Source organism: Actinokineospora fastidiosa (assembly GCF_014648415.1).
GTDB classification, from domain to species: Bacteria; Actinomycetota; Actinomycetes; order Mycobacteriales; family Pseudonocardiaceae; genus Actinokineospora; species Actinokineospora fastidiosa.
In genome coordinates this window covers 1,644,226-1,661,067 of sequence record NZ_BMRB01000002.1, presented here as the reverse complement: position 1 = coordinate 1,661,067, position 16,842 = coordinate 1,644,226, and the positions used below count along the sequence as shown (strand labels likewise).

Sequence of the window (16,842 nt, the reverse complement as noted above, 5' to 3'; positions counted from 1 at the left end):
CCCGCCCCCCGCTGCCGCGACACCAGGCGCAGGGAGCCCCCCACCCGCTTCGGCGGTGCCGGGCGCAGCGGCCCCGTCACCCGTTCCGGTGGTCCCGGGTGCGGCGGTCCCGCCACCCGCTCCCGCGACAGCGGCCGCAGCGAGCCCCCCACCCGCTCAGGCGGACCCGGGCGCAGCGGCCCCATCACCCGATCCGGCGGTGCCGGGTGCGGCGGTCCCGCCGCCTGCTTCGACGAAACCGGCGGCCGTCGTGCCCCCACCGCCCCCGGCCCAGCCATTGCCGGGTGCCGCCGTGCCGCCCCCTGCTCCGCCGAAGCCAGCCGCTGCGGCTCCGCCGCCGGTTCCGGCGAGTACGGGCGCGACGGCTCCGCCGCCTGCGCCGCCGAAGCCGGTCGGTGCCGTGCCGCCTCCCGGGCCTCCTGCGGCCAGCAGTGCGCTCAAGCTGCCGCCGCCACCTGTGCCGAAGGCATCGGTCGACAGTCCATCCCTGCCGCCGCCCCCACCTCCGCTCCCGCAGGTTCCCCCACCGGCAAGCCCGCCCGAGCAGGCCGCCAACGGGCAGACGGCTAGCTCGATCCCGCTCCCCGCGATCACCCCCAAGCCCTCCGCGGACAAGGTCGGTCCTATGGACAGCACTCCTCCCGAACCGCCCCGGTTGCCCACTGTCGAGGAGCGGGACGCGGCCAAGAAGTTGGTGGTGCCGGTTGCCGGGGTCGGGCAGACCGGGAAGGGGGAGCTGCCGCAGCAGCCGAAGCCTGCGGCGCCCGTCACCCGCAAGCGGCCGCCCACCGCCAAGCTCAAGCCCGGTGACCTGGTCTGCGGCGAGTGCGGCGAGGGCAACGCGCCCACCCGCAAGTTCTGCAGCCGATGCGGCACCTCCCTGGCCGACGCCGAGGTCGTCAAGACGCCGTGGTGGCGGAAGCTGCTTCCCAAGGGCGGCGCCAAGGTCCGCAAGACCGGCGACCGTCCCAAGGGGACTCGCCAGGGTCAGTCCAAGTTCGCCGAGACCGCGGGCGCCGTCTTCCGCGCCACCCGCAGGGTCGTCTCCATCCTCCTGCTGATCGCCACTATCGCCTACGGGGTCTCCAGCCAGTTCCGCGGCTGGGTCAACGAACGCGCGCTCGGCGCCAAGCAGTGGGTGGAGGAGCTCGTCCTCCCGCAGTACGACCCGGTGTCCCCGATCGCCGTCAAGGCGACCGCGGCGTTGCCCGACCACCCCGGTGAGGCCGCCGTCGACGGCAACACCAAGTCCTACTGGGCCGCCCCCGGCAACAGCAAGCCCATCCTGATCCTCACCTACGACCGCCCCGTCGACCTGGAGAAGGCCATCGTGCGCGCAGGCGCCCAGGACGGGTTCCAGAGCATGCACCGACCCCGCAGGCTGCACCTGGTGTTCGACACCGGCCGCACCGCCGACGTCGAGCTCAAGGACCAGCCGGACCCGCAGGAGATCAGCTTCGAGAACGGCCAGGGCGCGCGCAGCGTGGAGATCCACGTGATCGACGTCTTCAAGTCCGTCAAGGGCACCGACCTGGCCTTCACGGAGATTGAGATGTTCATCCGACGATAGACTCCCCGCCATGGGGAAGACCTACGACCGCATCGACGGCAGGCTGCGCGACTTCATCGACGCGCAGCCTGTCTTCTTCGTCGCCACCGCGCCGGTCGACGGCGGGCACGTGAACGTCAGTCCGAAGGGGCGGTCCGGCTCGCTCACCGTCCTCGACGAGCGGACCGTCGCCTACCTCGACTTCGGCGGCAGCGGCGCGGAGACCATCGCGCACCTGCGCGAGAACGGCCGCATCACGCTCATGTGGTGCGCCTTCGACGGCCCGCCGAACATCGTGCGCGTGCACGGGACCGGCGAGCCCGTCTTCCGCGACGACGAGCGGTTCCCCGCGCTCGCGGCCCGCTTCCCCGACGGCGACAAGCCCGCGATCCGCGCCGTGATCGTCGTCACCGCGAACCGCATCAGCGACACCTGCGGGTTCGCCGTCCCGTTCATGGAGTACCGCGGCGAGCGCACGCTGCACGAGGACCACTTCGGACGCAAGTCCGATCCCGAGTTCGCCGAGTACTGCGCCAAGAAGCCGCACGTCGGCGCGAGCCTGGACGGCCTGCCCGCGCTGCCGCTGCCGCTCCCGCCGCGCGCCGACCTCAGCCCCGGGTCAGGAACTCCGGCGGCGACATCGACGGGTACACCACCAGCAGCCGACCCGGCTGGATGAGCTCCGGCGCCACCCCGGCCACGGTGGCCGTGACCGTCCGGGTCCCGATCGCCGCCTTGGGGAACAGCAGCAGCGAGACGCGGAACGCGCCCTCGTTCGACGACTGCGCGATCGCGGTCTCGATCGACTCCTGGTAGCCCACCGTCACCGCCGCGTTCGCCGGGAACCCCGTGCCGCTCACCGAGATGACCCGCCCCGGCCTGCTCACGCCCGGGTTCACCACGATCACCGGCTGACTGCCGGACCCGCGCAGCGCCACCAGGTGCGGCGCGCCCGGCGCGTCGCTGGCGATGACCAGCACCCCGGTCCGCGCCCCCGGCCGGGTCGGCCGGAACTGCACGACCACCCCGCAGGACGCGCCCGGGGCGAGGACGGCGCAGTCGGTCGAGCGCACCGAGAAGTCGCCGGCGGCCGTCGGCGGCGCGGGGAAGGTCATCGGGGAGCCGCCGGTGTTCGTGACCGTCACGGTCGCGGTCGGGTCGGTGGACAGCAGCAGCCGCGCCCCGAAGTCGACCGGGTTCGGCGCCGCGGCGAACTCGGGTCCGCCCGGGACCACCGGGACCTCCGACCCGCTGCCGCGCAGGTCGACGGCGAACTCCCGGCCGTCGGCCAGCCGCACGACCAGAACACCGGACCTCCCGCCCGCCGCGGTCGGCGAGAACCGCACCCCCGCCAGGCAGGAGTCCTCGCGGTGCAGGCGGACGCCCACGCACGTGTCCGCGCCCGGGGCGAAGTCGACGCCGTCCACCGTGATCGAGGCGATGGTCAGCGGACCTGCGCCGACCACGCGCAGCGTCGCCGTCCGGTCGCGGGTCGAGCCGACCTCGGTGTCGCCGAAGTCCACCGGGTCCGCCACCAGGGTGGGCAGGAACGTGCGGACGAAGCCGTCCCACTCGCGCGCCTCGGGCGCCGGGTCGTCGGCGGTCAGGTCCTCGGAGAAGGAGTCGAAGGCGACCCGCCCGCCGTCCGCGCTCAGGCTCGGCACGCCCTCGCCGTCGCCGAAGTCGAGGATCCACTGGCTGGGGCTCAGGCCGCTGCTGCGGTTCCCGGCGCAGGTCTCGCCATCGGGCACGTTCTCCGAGCAGAACGGGTCGAGCCCGGGGGAGGCGAGCACGCCCGGCAGGCGGTCCGCGCCCGCCGTCTCGCGGGCCTCGTCCAGGATGAGGTCACGCACGACGACCTGGCAGTAGGTGCGCAGGTCCCGCTCTGCGTCCGGCGGCGGGACGGCGGCCACCGAGTCGGTCTCGTGCAGGCACGAGCTGGAGTAGGGGCCCCAGTCGATGCCGTCGTGCATGTCCAGGGAGTCGGTGACGAACGCGAGGTACCGGCCGTCGGCCGACAGCGCGGGCCGGGCGCCGTTGCGCAGCTCGCCCGCGTTGTTCCGGGAGACGATCGACGACCGCTCCTCGCCGCGCAGGTGCACGTAGACGTTGGGCTGGTCGGCCAAGGGGAACCAGGCCCCGTCGGAGTTGGTGTCGTAGGCCTGGGCCTCGAACGCCACGACCGAGCCGTCCCCGGACAGGGCCGGGAACCGGACCCCGACCTCGCGGCTGGTGCCCAGGAACGCGCCGTCCTCGTCGAAGTCCACCCTGGACACCTCGTCGGACTCGTCGCCGACGGCCAGGCGGACCAGCACGATCGCGGTGAAGTCCGGGGCGGGGGCGCTCTGCCCGGCCAGCCGCAGCAGCGGCCGCCCGCGCAGGCCCGGCTCGGTGTACTCGACGAAGTCGACGGTCATCGCGACGTGCGTGCCGTCGGCGGACAGCGCGCCGTCGTAGGCGCCCACGACGAACCGGAGGTCGTCGGGGTCGGGGTCGGCGCCGACGGTGCGGATCGGCGAGGTCGGCGCGCCGCTGTCGAGGTCGCGGTAGCGGACCACCCACCGGCGGCCGGAGTCGCCGATGGACTCGTCGGTCCACAGCACCCGGCCGCCGTCGGCGGAGATGCGCGGCGTTCGCGGGCTGCCCTCGTAGATGTCGGAGTCGGAGATCCGGTGGAACTCCAGGAGGCTGTCGTCGAGCGTGCCGTTGCCGTCGCCGTCGCGGTCGGCGACGACGACGTCCGCCGGGTAGTCGTCGCCGGTGATGTCGGTCGACGTCGTGACGAAGGCGACGTAGCGGCCGTCCGCCGAGATCGCGGGCTGGGCGCTGTCCCCGTTGGGCGACACCGCCTCGCCCTCGGAGTAGGCGACGCTGACCTGGGTGGTGACGCCCGTGGTCAGGTCGCGGGCGAAGACGTTGACCGAGAAGTCGTTGTCCAGGTCGGTGTAGGAGCCGCGGGAGGAGAAGACGACGTGCCGTGCGTCGCCGGAGATCGCGGTCTCCACGGCCTCGGAGTTCGGCAGCGTCGCCTCGGTCGAGCGGGTCACCAGCGCGGTGTCGCCGGGGGCGACGGCCGCCGTGCCCGCGGGGACCCAGACGACCAGCGCCGCCGCCGTCACCACGACGAGTCCGAGCGCGCCGCGGCGGACCGCGGCCGATCGCGCTGCGCGCACCGGTACCTCCCCTGATCGCGGACTGCGCAGCCGAACCTAGGCGCGCTGAGGGAGAAGATGACCAGATGCGCGGGTGGCGAAGCGGTCGCCGTGGGGTGCCCGTTGGGGCAGCGCGGGCTGCCCGGCCCGGCACCCCGCGCGGCGTCCCCGCCGTCCGCGGTGATCGAGACACTTCCCCGCATGGGAGCCACCACGACGCTGGCGGGCCGCGAGCTGGCCGCCACCCCGGGCGAGACGGTCGTCACCACCGTGCGCGTGCACAACTCCGGCCCGCTGGTCGACCAGTTCAGCGTGGACGTCGTCGGCGAGGCGCGCGAGTGGACGACGGTGACCCCGCAGGTGGTCAACCTCATGCCCGGCCAGGAGGCCGAGGTCGAGGTGGCCTTCGCCCCGCCGCGCTCGTCGCAGGTGCTCGCGGGCGCGGTCCCGTTCGGCGTGCGGGTCGCCTCGCGCGAGGACCCGACCGGGTCGCGGGTCGAGGAGGGCGCGGTCCTGGTCGCGCCGTTCACCGACCTGCAGCTGGAGCTGGTGCCCAAGACGTCGACGTGCAGGCGGCGGGCGCGCCACCAGCTGGTGGTGGACAACGCGGGCAACCACCCGCTGTCGGTCGAGCTGCACCCGTCGGACCCGGAGGAGCAGCTCAAGCTCAGCCTGGACCACGCCGCGCTGACCGTCGAGCCGGGCACCTCGGCGTTCCTCAAGCTGAAGGTGCGCCCGTACGACCGGTTCCTGCGCGGGCAGGACCGCAGGCTGCCGTTCCAGGTGACCGCGGTCGCCCCGGAGACGCCGCCGGTGCACGCCAACGGCACGGTCGTGCAGCAGCAGCTGCTGCCGAAGTGGCTGCTGCCCGCGCTGATCGCCCTGCTGGTCATCGCCATCGCCCTGGTGACGCTGTGGTTCACCGTGCTGAAGCCGACACTGCAGTCCGCGGCGCGGGAGGCCGCGGTCGAGGCCGCCGAGGAGAAGCAGGCCGAGGTCGCCGCGAAGGCCGACAACGCCGCCGCGCAGGCGGCCGACGCCCAGCAGAAGGCGGACGCGGCGCAGAAGGCGGTCGAGGACGGCGGGATCGCCCCGCCGAAGCCGTCCGTGGTCTCCCCGGGCGGGGTGGACATCTCCGCGGGCAGCACGACGGACTTCCGCATCACCGCCAGCGCCCCGACGGCGGCCAACCCCACCGACTTCGCCACCTTCACCGCGGACCCGGCCCCCGCGGCGGACAAGACGCTGGTGATCACCGACATCCTGCTCCAGAACCCGCGCGGCGACGCCGGACTGCTGCAACTGCGCCGAGGCGACATCGTCCTGCTGGAGGTCGGGCTGGCGAACTTCCGCGACCTGGACTACCACCTGGTGGAGCCGTGGACGTTCGACCCCGGCGAGCAGTTGGTGCTCGCGGTCAGCTGCGAGGACCCCGCCACCGACACCTGCACCCCCGCCGCGTCCTTCTCCGGCAGGCTCGCGGGCTGATCGGGGAACAGCGAAACGGCGCGATCGGGTGATCGCGCCGTTTCCCTGTGCACGCTGTCAGATCAGGCCCTCGCGCAGGGCGTAGGCCACCGCGTGCGAGCGGTTGCGCAGCTGGAAGCGGTTGGTCACGTCGTGCAGGATCGACTTGACCGTCCGCTGGGAGTAGCACAGCTTGTCCGCGATCTCCTTTGTGGACAGTCCGGACGCGACCAGCCGCAGCACCTCGGTCTCGCGGTTGGTGATGCCCGCCAGGTGCAGCCCGCGCGGCTCCAGCACGTGCCGCTGCAGCCGGGACACCCGGCTGAGCAGCCTGCCCAGCAGGTCCGGCGGCAGCGCGCCCTCCCCGGCGGCAGCGGCCTTGACCAGCCGCACGAGCACGTCCGGCGTGGTCTCGCTGCGCCGCGCCACCGCGCACACCCCGCCCTCGACGGCGGTCAGGATCTCGGTGTCCTCCAGCTCGCCCGCGATGAGCACGATCCGGCCGAACCCCCGGCACTGCACCGACTTCAGCAGCGTGTTGGCCCGGTCGTCGAACCGGTCGGCCACGACGAGGGCCACCGCGTCCTTGACGTCCGCCGCGGCGATGTCGTCGACCAGCCACACCTCCGGTCTGGTCCGCAGCGCCATGTGCACCCCGTTGCGCAAGATCGGGTCCGTTGCCCTGATGACGACGGCGGTCCGGTTCTGCTCCAACATGGTCCCCACCCCTGTTCGCTCGGCTGCCCGATACCTTGCCCTTTCAGGCGTCCCGGGCGCATGGGACCGGTGTCCCGGTTGGGACCCTTCTTGGTGCCCTTTCCGCCTACTGCCGGTAGTTCTCGACGGTGCTCTCGTCCCTCGGCGCCGCCGCGTCCGGGTCGTCGCTCGCGCCGCGCAGCGCCCGCCGCTGCCGCAGCAGGTCCCAGCACTGGTCCAGCTGGACCTCGACGGCGCGCAGCCGCCGCGCCTCGTCGTCGGGCTCGATGTCGCCCTGTTGGGCGCGCTCGCGCAGCCGGTGCTCCTCGTCGATGAGGCCCTTGATGCGGTCGTGGATGTCGGTGTCGTCCATGCCGCCCCGGGTACCCGGGGGACACCCGGCCGAATCAGCGGCCGCTGCCCAGGCCCGCCTGCCGCGCCCGGACGATGGCCTGCGCGCGGTCGGCGACGGCCAGCTTGGCGAAGATGCTGGACACGTGGTTGCGCACCGTCTTCGGGCTCAGCGTGAGCCGGGAGGCGATGGCCGCGTTGCTCGCCCCGTCGGCCAGCAGGGCCAGCACCTCCCGCTCGCGCGAGGTCAGCTCCGGGAACGGCACGTCCGGCGCGGCGGGCGGGGTCGTGAAGAAGCCCAGGACCCGGCTGGCGATGTCCGGGCCGAAGATCGCCTCGCCGCGGGCGACCGCGTGCACGGCGCGCACGATCTCCTCCTGGCCCGACCCCTTGAGCAGGTAGCCCCGGGCGCCCGCGCGCATGGCGGCGAAGACGGACTCGCTGTCGTTGAACATGGTCAGCATCAGCACGCCGGTGTCGGGGCGCGACGCCACGATCTCGCGGGTGGCGTCGATGCCGGTCATGTCGGGCAGGTGGACGTCCATCACCACCACGTCCGGCCCGAACGCCCCGGCCGCCGCGATCGCCTCCGCCCCGGTGGCCGCCTCGCCCACCAGGTCCACGGTGGGCTCGCCCGCCAGCACGGTGCACAGTCCGAACCGGAACAGCGGATGGTCGTCCACGACCAGGACGCGCGTCGTCGCCACGGCGCTGGACGTCATCACGGCACCCCCTCCTTGGGCAGCGGCAGCGTGGCCAGCACGCGGGTGCCGCCGCCGTCGTCCGACCGCACCAGGCAATCGCCGCCCAGCTCGGCCGCTCGCTCCCGCATAGACGCCAGGCCGACCCCCGCGGTTGCCACCTCCGACAGGCCGATGCCGTCGTCGACCACCTCGATGTGCAGTTCGTCGTCCACCCACAGCCGCACCGAGCACGACCGCGCGGCGGCGTGCCGGGTGACGTTGGTCAGCGCCTCGCACACGATGCGGTAGGCCGCCACGTCGACGGACGCGGGCAGCCTCGGCATGACTGTCGGCACCTCGACCATGATCGTGACGCCCTCGTGCCCGCCGATCTGCGCGGTGCGGCTGGCCAGCGCCCCCGCGTACGCGCGCAGCGCCTGGACCAGCCCGATCTGGTCCAGCACCGGGGGCCGCAGGCCGTGGGCGAGCCTGCGGATCTCGGCCACGGCGTCGGCGAGCTCGGCGCGCAGCCGCGACAGCAGCGCCGCGGTGGGCGAGTCGGGGTCCACCCCGCGTCGGGCGGCGTCGAGGCCGAGCGCGATCGCGGCCAGCGTCGGGCCGACGCCGTCGTGCAGGTCGTGCAGCAGCCGCCTGCGCTCCTCCTCGCGGGCGCGGACCAGCCGGTCGCGGCTGCGCCGCAGGTCGCGGGTCAGCCGGGCGGTGTGCACGGCGGCGCCGAGGTGCGCGGCCACGTCGGCGAGGGCGACCCGGTCGCGGCGGCGCAGCACGCCCGTCCCGCCCGCGATCAGCGTGCCGACCGGCGTGCCGGAGAACGTCAGCGGCAGGCGGTGCGTGTCGGCCGTCGGCTCGCCCGTGCTGGCCGCCGTCTCCGGCCCGGCGGGGCCCGCGAACTCGACGGCCACGTACGGCAGGCGCAGCGCCCGCGCGACCGTGGCCACGATGTCGGGCAGGGTCTCGCCGGGCGCGCGGGTGCCCGCGAGCCGATCAGCCAGAATGGACACCACCCGGTAGGGGTCGTCCGGATGGCCGAACAGCCTGCGGTTGACCCGCTCGCGGACCCAGCCGTGCAGGGGCTGCACGAGCACCGCCAGCGTCGCCGCGGCCAGCGCCTGCTGCCACAGCCGGTCCATCGGCGGGAACAGCAGCGACAACGCCGTCACCACGCCGATGTAGGCGCCGATCATGCCCGCGCTGACCACGCCGTAGACCAGCGAGCGGCTGATCGCGACCTCGATGTCCAGCGCCCGGTGCCGTAGGATCGCCGTCGCCACCGCGATCGGCACCGGCAGGAACGCCAGCGTGTGGTAGCGCTCGGGCAGCAGCGGCGCGCCCACCAGCGCGGTCGGCAGCGCCCACACCGCCAGGTACGTCAGCACGCCCGCGCCCATCGCGATGGCCAGCAGCCGCAGGCGCCTGCGCGACTCGACGTCGGTGACGTAGGTGTGGATCAGCACGCCCAGCACGAGGATCGGGTAGACGAACAGGGCGGGCATCGCGGGGGAGGCCGTCGTGGCGAAGGTGGGGGAGATGAGCGAGACGACGCCGTACAGCAGCGGCCCGCCGAGGTAGGCGGACCCGACCTGCCACAGCGGGCGGGGCCCGGTGAACACGAGCGCGAAGTGCAGCATCGCGCCCCACAGCAGGACGAACGCGGCCTCGCCGACGTACCACCGCCAGAACTGGTCGCCCGCGGCGAGGTCGAGCGGCTGCAGCCCGAAGACCGCGGCGCCGGTCGTGGTCAGCACCGCGAACCCGGACGCCAGCAGCGCGGCGCGCGCCGCCGGTTCGCTGGGGCGCACGCGGAAGATGGTGATCGAGATGACCGCGAGCAGCCCGGCGACCAGCAGCGTCGGCCAGCCGTTGTTCAGGTCGCGGGTCAGCGGGTAGGGGCGCAGCGGGACCGGGATCGACTGCGCGACACCGTCGCGCACGATCTGGTAGACGAGGACGTCTCCCACCTGCGCGGCAGACCCGCCCGCGTGAGGTACTTCCCGACCGTCGATGGACTCGATGAGGTCGCCAGGCCGCAGCGGACTGCCGGCGTCGGCGGTGATGACCACGACGCCCGCGGGGGAGTGCGCGGCGTCGCCGAGGTTGACCGTCGCCCCGTCGCCGGGCGCGAGCGCGCGGGAGAGCAGGCACCACCCGGCCGCGCCGAGCAGTGCGAGGGAGACCAACAGGACGATGGCACCCGACCGCCGACCGGACACGCGGCGATCATCCCGCACGGTACTGCTTCCGCGACAGTCCCCTCGCCTGGTCAGCCCGGCCGCGGCCACCCGGATGGAGCAGTGGCGCCTGCTCCGTTCCCCGCCCAGTGGCCCATCGCTGGACCAACACGGTCGCCCGTTCCCGTTCGGGCGGACGCGGTCGCCCCGACGGCCGCCCTCCGGGCCCACGCCGGGACCGCCGCGGCGGGATTGGCTGGCGGGCATGGAGACCGTTGTCGTCGGCGCCGCCATCGTCCGCGCGGGACGCCTGTTCGTGGCCCGCCGCTGCAGGCCGCAGCCGGTGGCGGGCTACTGGGAGCTGCCGGGCGTCGAGGTGCCGGAGGGCGGCTCGGAGGCCAGCGCGCTCGCGGAGCTGTTCACCGTCGAGTTCGCGATCGATCTGCGGTGCGTGGACCGCATCCTGTCCGACCGCGCCCTGGTCTCCTGGCCCACGTCCACCGGCGACCCGGCCGTCCTGCGGGTCCTGCGCTGCCAGCTGCCCAGCCAGTCCACACTCGACCTCGACGCGGGCGACCCGCGCCCGAACCTCACCGCGTACGACGAGACGGACTGGGTGGACCTCGCCCAGCTCGACGCGGTGTCCCCCTGGCGCGAGGCCGACCGCATCACCGCGTTCGAGGTCGCCGACACCTATTGGTCGGACGAATGGTGGCAGTACGCGGACTAAGGCCAGGTCATCCCCTGTCCGGTGGACCGATCACCCCGGGATGGAAAGTGTTCGCGAAAGCGAACGTCACTATCGGGTAGTTGCGCCCTCATCTCTACATGAGCGGTGGCCCACCCGAGCGAGGGCCGGGTGGGCCACCGCTGTTCAGCCGGTGAAGGCGAGATACCGCTCCAGCACCGTGGCCTTCCACTCCTCCAGCAGCCGGACCCGCCGGGCCTCGTCGCCGCCCATCATCGCGTCCAGCGCCAGGCCGCGGACCAGGTTGACGCTGAGCAGCAGCAACGTCTCCACCTCGGCCTCGGGGAGGTCGCCTGCCGCCTCCCGGTACAGCGACAGCGTCGCGTGGCCGAGCGCGCGGTCCACCGGGCGCAGCGATTCCCGCAGTTCGGCGTCGGTCCGCGCGGCGACCCACAGCTCCACCGCCGCCGTCGACAGCGTCCCGGAGTAGGCCTCCCACAGCAGATCGATGCCGTGGCTGATCCGCTCCGGGCCCGGCGGCAGCTCCTTCGCCGACGCGGTGACCTGCGTGATCAGCCTGCCGAACAGGTGTTGCAGCGCAGCCGTCATCAGCTCGGCCTTGGTCGTGAAGTGGTGCTGCTGCGCCCCGCGCGACACGCCCGCCCGCGCGCAGATCTCCTGCACCGTGGTGCGCGCGTAGCCCAGCGAGACCAGGCACTCGATCGTCGCGTCGAGCAGCGCCTCCCGGGTCTGCTCGCTGCGTTCCTGCTGCGTGCGGTGGGTGCGTGTGGCCACCGAAACCTCCCAAGTCCTCGGCGGGACTTTACGGGCCGTCGACCGGGCGGGTACCTTCGCTCCTGAAGATACATTCCGGACTGATTGTTTTTCACCCCGTGGAGGCTCCGGTGAACCGCTCGCCGTGGATGGATGACGACCTCGACGCCTTCCGCGACCTGGCGCGGACGTTCTGCGAGAAGGAGCTGACGCCCAACGTCGAGCGCTGGATCGAGCAGAAGGAGGTCGACCGCGACCTGTGGCGCAAGGCCGGTGAGGTCGGCCTGCTGTGCCTGTCGATCCCCGAGGAGTACGGCGGGGGCGGCGGCACCTTCGCCCACGAGGTCGTGCTGATCGAGGAGCAGGCCCGCGCAGGCGACTCCGGCTGGGGCGTGTCCCTGCACAACGGCATCGTGGCGCACTACGTGCTGGCCTACGGGTCCGAGGAGCAGAAGCGGTCCTGGCTGCCCAAGCTGGCCTCCGGCGAGTGGGTCGGCGCCATCGCCATGACCGAGCCCGGCACCGGGTCGGACCTGCAGAACGTCAAGACCAAGGCCGTCCGCGACGGCGACGAGTACGTGCTCAACGGCGCGAAGACGTTCATCACCAACGGCGGTCAGGCCGACTTCGTCATCGTCGTGGCCAAGACCGACCCGACCAAGGGCGCGGAGGGCATCTCGCTGATCGGCGTGGAGACCGCGCGCGAGGGTTACCGCCGCGGCCGGGTGCTGGACAAGGTCGGGCTCAAGGCCCAGGACACCGCCGAGATGTTCTTCGACGACGTGCGCGTGCCGGTGGCCAACCTGCTCGGCCCGCAGGAGGGCCAGGGCTTCATCCAGCTGATGCAGCAGCTCCCGCAGGAGCGGCTGATCATCGGCGTGTCGTCGGTCGTCGGCATGGAGCTGGCGCTCAAGGTCACCCTGCAGTACACGAAGGACCGCCAGGCGTTCGGCCGCCCGGTGTTCGGCTTCCAGAACACCAAGTTCACCCTGGCCGAGGTCGCCACCGAGGCGCGCGTGTGCCGGGTGTTCCTCGACGACTGCATCAGCAAGCACCTGCGCGGCGAACTCGACATCCCGACCGTGGCGATGCTCAAGTGGTGGACCAGCGACCGCGCGATGAAGGTCGTCGACGACTGCCTGCAGCTGCACGGCGGCTACGGCTACATGAACGAGTACCCGATCGCGCGCATGTTCACCGACCTGCGCGTGCAGCGGATCTACGGCGGGACGAACGAGATCATGAAGGAAATCATCGCCCGCACGCTCTGAGGGAGAGGAAGAACGTGGGACCGCTCACCGGCCTGCGGGTGATCGAGCTGGCGGGCCTGGCGCCCGCCCCGTTCGCCGCGACCATGCTCGCCGACCTCGGCGCCGAGGTGATCCGCGTCGACCGGGCCCAGCCCGGCTTCGACGTGCTCAGCTTCCCCAACGACCCGCTCACCCGCGGGCGGCGCTGGATCGGCGTCGACGTCAAGTCGCCCGTCGGGCGCGACATCGTGCTGCGCATGGCCGACGACGCGGACGTGCTGATCGAGGGCTTCCGGCCGGGCGTGGCCGAGCGGATGGGCCTCGGCCCGGACGACCTGCACGCCCGCAACCCCCGCCTGGTCTACGGCCGCGTCACCGGCTGGGGCCAGGACGGGCCGCTGGCGCAGGCGGCCGGGCACGACATCAACTACATCGCCGTGTCCGGCACGCTCGACCCGATCGGCCAGGCCGGACACAAGCCGACCCTGCCGCTGAACCTGGTCGGCGACTTCGGCGGCGGCGGGATGCTGCTGGCCATGGGCGTGCTGGCCGCGCTGGTCGAGCGGCAGACCAGCGGGCGCGGCCAGGTCGTCGACGCGTCCATGGTCGACGGGGCCGCGCTGCTGGCCACGCACCTGCACGGGCTGCGCAACCTGGGCGCGTTCAACCAGCCGCGCGGCCAGAACCTGCTCGACGGCGGCGCGCCGTTCTACGACACCTACGAGACCGCCGACGGCAAGTACGTGGCCGTGGGGGCCATCGAGCACCGGTTCTTCCGGGCGCTGGTCGAGGTGCTGGGGCTGGAGGACGTGCCCGAGCACACCAACCCCGCGAACTGGACCGCGCTCCGCGAGATCCTGGCCGACACGATCCGCACCCGCACCCGGGACGAGTGGGCGAAGCTCGCCGAGGGCACCGACGCCTGCCTGTCGCCGGTCCTGACGCCGGAGGAGGCCAGGACGTACCCGCACAACGTCGCCCGGGGGACCTTTGTCGACATTGGCGGCGGCGTCCAACCCGCGCCCGCGCCCAAGTTCAGCCGCACCGCCCCCGACACGCCGAGCCCGCCGAGCCAGGCGCGGGCCGACACCGCCGCCGTGCTGATCGACCTCGGACTGACCGAAGGGGAGATCGCGCAGCTCCGGGCCGATGGGATCATCGCCTAGATCACTCCATGGAGTGATCATCGGCCGGTGATCGTGTGGTTGCGCCCGTTGGGTGACATCCCGTATCCGAAGGCTGGCTTGCCGTACCGTTGTGCACGGAGAGTCTCGCGAACCGTGGTCACCGGTGCACAAGTTGGGCGATCATGTCAGCGGGAGGCGCGCCGGACGGGTTACCGCGCGTCGATCGGACAGGGAGAGGGCGATGGACGTCAAGAAGATCTTGATCGTGGCAGGCGTTGCGATCGTGCTGTTCTACGTGATCTCGCAGCCCAACTCGGCCGCGAACGCGGTCCAGGGGATCTTCGGGTGGCTGCGCGACGGCGCCGAGGCGATCATCACCTTCCTGCGGAGCCTGTTCGCCTGATCACTCAGGGTGATCTCCGGTGTCCGGATAAGATCCAAATTGGACCGTCCGGGTGGATCTCGGGGGTTAACCACCGGTAGGTGGGGTCGGCGCGGAAATTGGGTCTGGCGATCTGTCGGTGCCTGCCCCTACGGTTTCAGCCATCGAGTGATCATGAGACCTCCAGGGAGGCGGAATGCTCGACGAATCCGGGGTCGACGCGCTGGTCCGGCAGTGGACCGCAGAGCGCGCCCAGGACGCCGACGCGGTAGAGGCGAGGCGGATCGCGTCGGAGTGGCTGGCCGAGGCCCCAGTGCCCGCGCAGCCGGGAATCCCCGGCCAGCGGGCCCGCGGCGGCGCCGCGCAGCGCTGGGCCGACGTGGAGGCCACCGACCCGCGCTACGTGGACGCCATGCGCAAGCGACTGCCCGGCGTCCCCGCCGAGCTGCTCGCCCAGGCGGCGGGCTGGTGGCAGATGGTCGGCGGCGTCGCCGAGGCCGAGGAGTGGTGGGACGCCGGTCTCAGCCCCCTCGACCAGCGAGCCCTCGACTACCGGGCGGCGGGCCTGGCCCCCTCCGACCTGCGCCGCAGGCTCGGCCCCCTGACCGTCCTCGAACACCTCCGCAGGGGCAGCGCCCCCGCCTGGTGCGTAGCCCGCCTGGCCCGCCAACGCCGCGAAGGCGTCGCCTGACCAGGCCCAAGGCGCCCCCTCGGGCCCCTTGACCCCCACACGCGCGGCGGCGACGTCCACCAGGATGCCGCCCTGCCCGCGTCCCGGCCTCCCACCCCAGGCTGACCACGAGGCCCATCACACCCGACCCACGCCGGATACCGCTATGCCCGGCGAAAGGGTGGCCTGACCTCGGGAATTGTCTCGTCGGCGGGTGGTGGCCCGGGCGCGGCCTGACTCCAGGAATCGTTTCGCTGGCGGGTGGCGAACCGGCCTGGCTGCGAGGGCGAGCCCAATCGGGACAAACTGGAACTCTGGGATCGTTTGCGGGTGGGCCGGTGACTCGGTCTGGCCGCGAGGACGGGGTCAACCCCACCAGCGCCACGCCGGGTGAGTCGTGCCTGCCGTGGGGTTGGCTCGGGGCCGGAACGGTCTGCGGGCGGGTGGAGGTGCAGCCTGGTCCCGAGCGCAACGGTCCACTCCGAAAGGGACTCGCTGGGGCTGGCCCTGTCGCTCCCAAGGCCAGCCGCCGAGGAATCGCGGCGGGCGGTTGCTCGCCAGGCGCGCTCTACGTCGACCGGCGGCCGCCTAGGCACCGTCCTGCCTGCTGGTGAGTGGCTGAGTCCCGGACGCCGCTTGGCGGGGTCGGTCTCGAAGTACGACCATGCCGCTCTGCGGGGCGTGGGGCACCGCCCTTCCTCCCGCGAGGGTCCTGACCTCGGCAAACCTGCTCACCGGGATCGCCCTGCCCACCGGGATCGCCATGGTCTTGGTCTGAGCTGCCACGGAGGCCGCCGTCCAGGTACCGGCCTCCCCGCCCACGTCGCTGGTGTCCTCGGCACGCGGAGCCACAGGCACGGTCGCCGGGCTGGTGCCCCGCAAAGGCCGCCGACCCCTTCGGGTTGACCTGCCGATGAGGGCAGCGCTCCTGCCTGCCGGTCCTGCCCAGCACCCCCGCCCACTGGACGCGGGGAGACCTACTACCGCGTAACGTTCGCTTCGCCCCCGTCGTTGGGCTGGGGGGAAGGGGAGTGTGGTGGGAGAGCGGCGGAACGTGCGGGGCGCACTGCTGAGGTTGGCGGTCGTGGTCGCCGTGCTGGTCGTCGCGGCTGGTGTTGTGTGGGTTGTGCGGGTCACCTCGGCGCCGGTTGCCGGGCCGGTGGCGGATATCCCTGCTCTGCAGGTGCCCGCGGTCGACGTGGAGCCGGGGGCCGTCGCGCCCGTGCGGGTGGGGGCGCCCGCGCCGCAGGCGGGGGCGGCTGGGGCCGATCCGCTGAAGGCCTGGGCGGACGACGTCGCCACCCGGACGGACGTCCCCGCCCGCGCGCTCATGGCCTACGGCAACGCCGAGCTGGTCGTGCGGTCGACCGATCCCGACTGCGGCCTGTCCTGGGCCACCCTGGCGGGCATCGGCCGGGTGGAGTCCGACCACGGCCGCTACCAGGGCCGCACCCTCGGCGCCGACGGCCGCCCGTCGACGCCCATCATCGGCGTCCCGCTGGACGGCTCGCCCGGGGTGAAGGCCATCGCCGACACCGACGGCGGCGCGCTGGACGGCGACCGCACCGTCGACCGCGCCGTCGGCCCCATGCAGTTCATCCCCTCCACCTGGGCCCGCTGGTCCTCCGACGCCGACATCGACGGCGTCGGCGACCCCCAGCAGATCGACGACGCCGCCCTCGCTGCGGGCCGGTACCTCTGCGCGGGCGGGCGCGACCTGCGCACGCCGGAGGGCTGGTGGGCGGGCGTGCTCTCCTACAACAACTCCGTCGAGTACGGGCAGAAGGTGTTCGGCCTTGCCGAGCGGTACGCTCGCGAGAGCCGGACGTGAGCGCGATCTCTCAGGTCACGGGGGTTAGCATCG

The 16,842-nt window shown here is 73.0% G+C and carries 15 protein-coding genes; 9 read left to right on the top strand and 6 right to left on the bottom strand.

Translation table 11 applies throughout. The annotated features are described in order from the left end of the window. Positions 1 to 625: 625 nt before the first annotated feature. Both IEY98_RS17540 and IEY98_RS17535 read left to right on the top strand, forming a co-directional pair. Positions 626 to 1,570, top strand: coding sequence for a zinc ribbon domain-containing protein (locus IEY98_RS17540; RefSeq protein ID WP_189211476.1), 945 nt, complete (start codon positions 626 to 628; stop codon positions 1,568 to 1,570). Between the two features lie 10 nt (positions 1,571 to 1,580). Then, on the top strand, positions 1,581 to 2,228 hold the full coding sequence (locus IEY98_RS17535; protein ID WP_189211475.1) for a pyridoxamine 5'-phosphate oxidase family protein: 648 nt from the start codon (positions 1,581 to 1,583) through the stop codon (positions 2,226 to 2,228). On the opposite strand, the gene IEY98_RS17530 is transcribed toward IEY98_RS17535, so the two are convergent. After that, positions 2,158 to 4,722 carry a choice-of-anchor D domain-containing protein gene (locus IEY98_RS17530; RefSeq protein ID WP_189211474.1) on the bottom strand — a complete coding sequence of 855 codons (2,565 nt, stop codon included), beginning with the start codon at positions 4,720 to 4,722 and terminating at the stop codon, positions 2,158 to 2,160. The two genes, IEY98_RS17535 and IEY98_RS17530, sit on opposite strands and share 71 nt — an antisense overlap. 180 nt (positions 4,723 to 4,902) lie before the next feature. Here IEY98_RS17530 and IEY98_RS17525 point away from each other — a divergent pair, with 180 nt between their 5' ends. Further along, on the top strand, positions 4,903 to 6,189 hold the full coding sequence (locus IEY98_RS17525) for a COG1470 family protein (RefSeq protein WP_189211473.1): 1,287 nt from the start codon (positions 4,903 to 4,905) through the stop codon (positions 6,187 to 6,189). Positions 6,190 to 6,246: 57 nt separating this feature from the next. Here IEY98_RS17525 and IEY98_RS17520 read toward each other — a convergent pair whose 3' ends face one another. From IEY98_RS17520 to IEY98_RS17505, 4 genes are all read right to left on the bottom strand, one after another. Beyond that, a complete protein-coding gene (locus IEY98_RS17520; RefSeq protein ID WP_189211472.1) occupies positions 6,247 to 6,885 on the bottom strand; it encodes a helix-turn-helix transcriptional regulator in 639 nt (212 codons plus the stop codon). A 106-nt stretch (positions 6,886 to 6,991) separates the two neighbouring features. Continuing rightward, a complete protein-coding gene (locus tag IEY98_RS17515) occupies positions 6,992 to 7,237 on the bottom strand; it encodes a DUF2630 family protein (RefSeq protein ID WP_189211471.1) in 246 nt (81 codons plus the stop codon). 34 nt (positions 7,238 to 7,271) lie between these two features. After that, a complete protein-coding gene (locus IEY98_RS17510; RefSeq protein WP_189211470.1) occupies positions 7,272 to 7,937 on the bottom strand; it encodes a response regulator in 666 nt (221 codons plus the stop codon). Continuing rightward, positions 7,937 to 10,096 carry a sensor histidine kinase gene (locus IEY98_RS17505; protein WP_189211469.1) on the bottom strand — a complete coding sequence of 720 codons (2,160 nt, stop codon included), beginning with the start codon at positions 10,094 to 10,096 and terminating at the stop codon, positions 7,937 to 7,939. Before IEY98_RS17505 ends, IEY98_RS17510 begins: the two co-directional genes overlap by 1 nt. 256 nt (positions 10,097 to 10,352) lie before the next feature. On the opposite strand from IEY98_RS17505, the gene IEY98_RS17500 reads away from it, so the two are divergent. Next, positions 10,353 to 10,817 carry an NUDIX hydrolase gene (locus tag IEY98_RS17500; RefSeq protein ID WP_189211468.1) on the top strand — a complete coding sequence of 155 codons (465 nt, stop codon included), beginning with the start codon at positions 10,353 to 10,355 and terminating at the stop codon, positions 10,815 to 10,817. 144 nt (positions 10,818 to 10,961) lie between these two features. On the opposite strand, the gene IEY98_RS17495 is transcribed toward IEY98_RS17500, so the two are convergent. Next, complete coding sequence (locus IEY98_RS17495; protein ID WP_189211467.1) at positions 10,962 to 11,570, bottom strand: TetR/AcrR family transcriptional regulator; 609 nt, start codon at positions 11,568 to 11,570, stop codon at positions 10,962 to 10,964. Between the two features lie 128 nt (positions 11,571 to 11,698). Here IEY98_RS17495 and IEY98_RS17490 point away from each other — a divergent pair, with 128 nt between their 5' ends. The 5 genes from IEY98_RS17490 (at position 11,699) to IEY98_RS17470 (ending at position 16,809) form a co-directional block, all read left to right on the top strand. After that, positions 11,699 to 12,820 (top strand): acyl-CoA dehydrogenase family protein, encoded by a 1,122-nt coding sequence (locus IEY98_RS17490; protein ID WP_189211865.1) that lies wholly within the window; start codon positions 11,699 to 11,701, stop codon positions 12,818 to 12,820. A gap of 14 nt (positions 12,821 to 12,834) precedes the next feature. Further along, positions 12,835 to 13,965: a CaiB/BaiF CoA transferase family protein gene (locus IEY98_RS17485; RefSeq protein WP_189211466.1), complete on the top strand. Its 1,131-nt coding sequence runs from the start codon at positions 12,835 to 12,837 to the stop codon at positions 13,963 to 13,965. Between the two features lie 202 nt (positions 13,966 to 14,167). Then, the gene (locus IEY98_RS17480; RefSeq protein ID WP_189211465.1) at positions 14,168 to 14,329 is read left to right on the top strand and encodes a hypothetical protein; all 162 of its coding nucleotides are present in this window, start codon (positions 14,168 to 14,170) and stop codon (positions 14,327 to 14,329) included. Between the two features lie 175 nt (positions 14,330 to 14,504). Beyond that, complete coding sequence (locus IEY98_RS17475; protein WP_189211464.1) at positions 14,505 to 14,999, top strand: helix-turn-helix transcriptional regulator; 495 nt, start codon at positions 14,505 to 14,507, stop codon at positions 14,997 to 14,999. A gap of 1,015 nt (positions 15,000 to 16,014) precedes the next feature. Next, the gene (locus IEY98_RS17470; RefSeq protein WP_229786991.1) at positions 16,015 to 16,809 is read left to right on the top strand and encodes a lytic transglycosylase domain-containing protein; all 795 of its coding nucleotides are present in this window, start codon (positions 16,015 to 16,017) and stop codon (positions 16,807 to 16,809) included. The last annotated feature ends 33 nt before the right edge of the window (positions 16,810 to 16,842 follow it).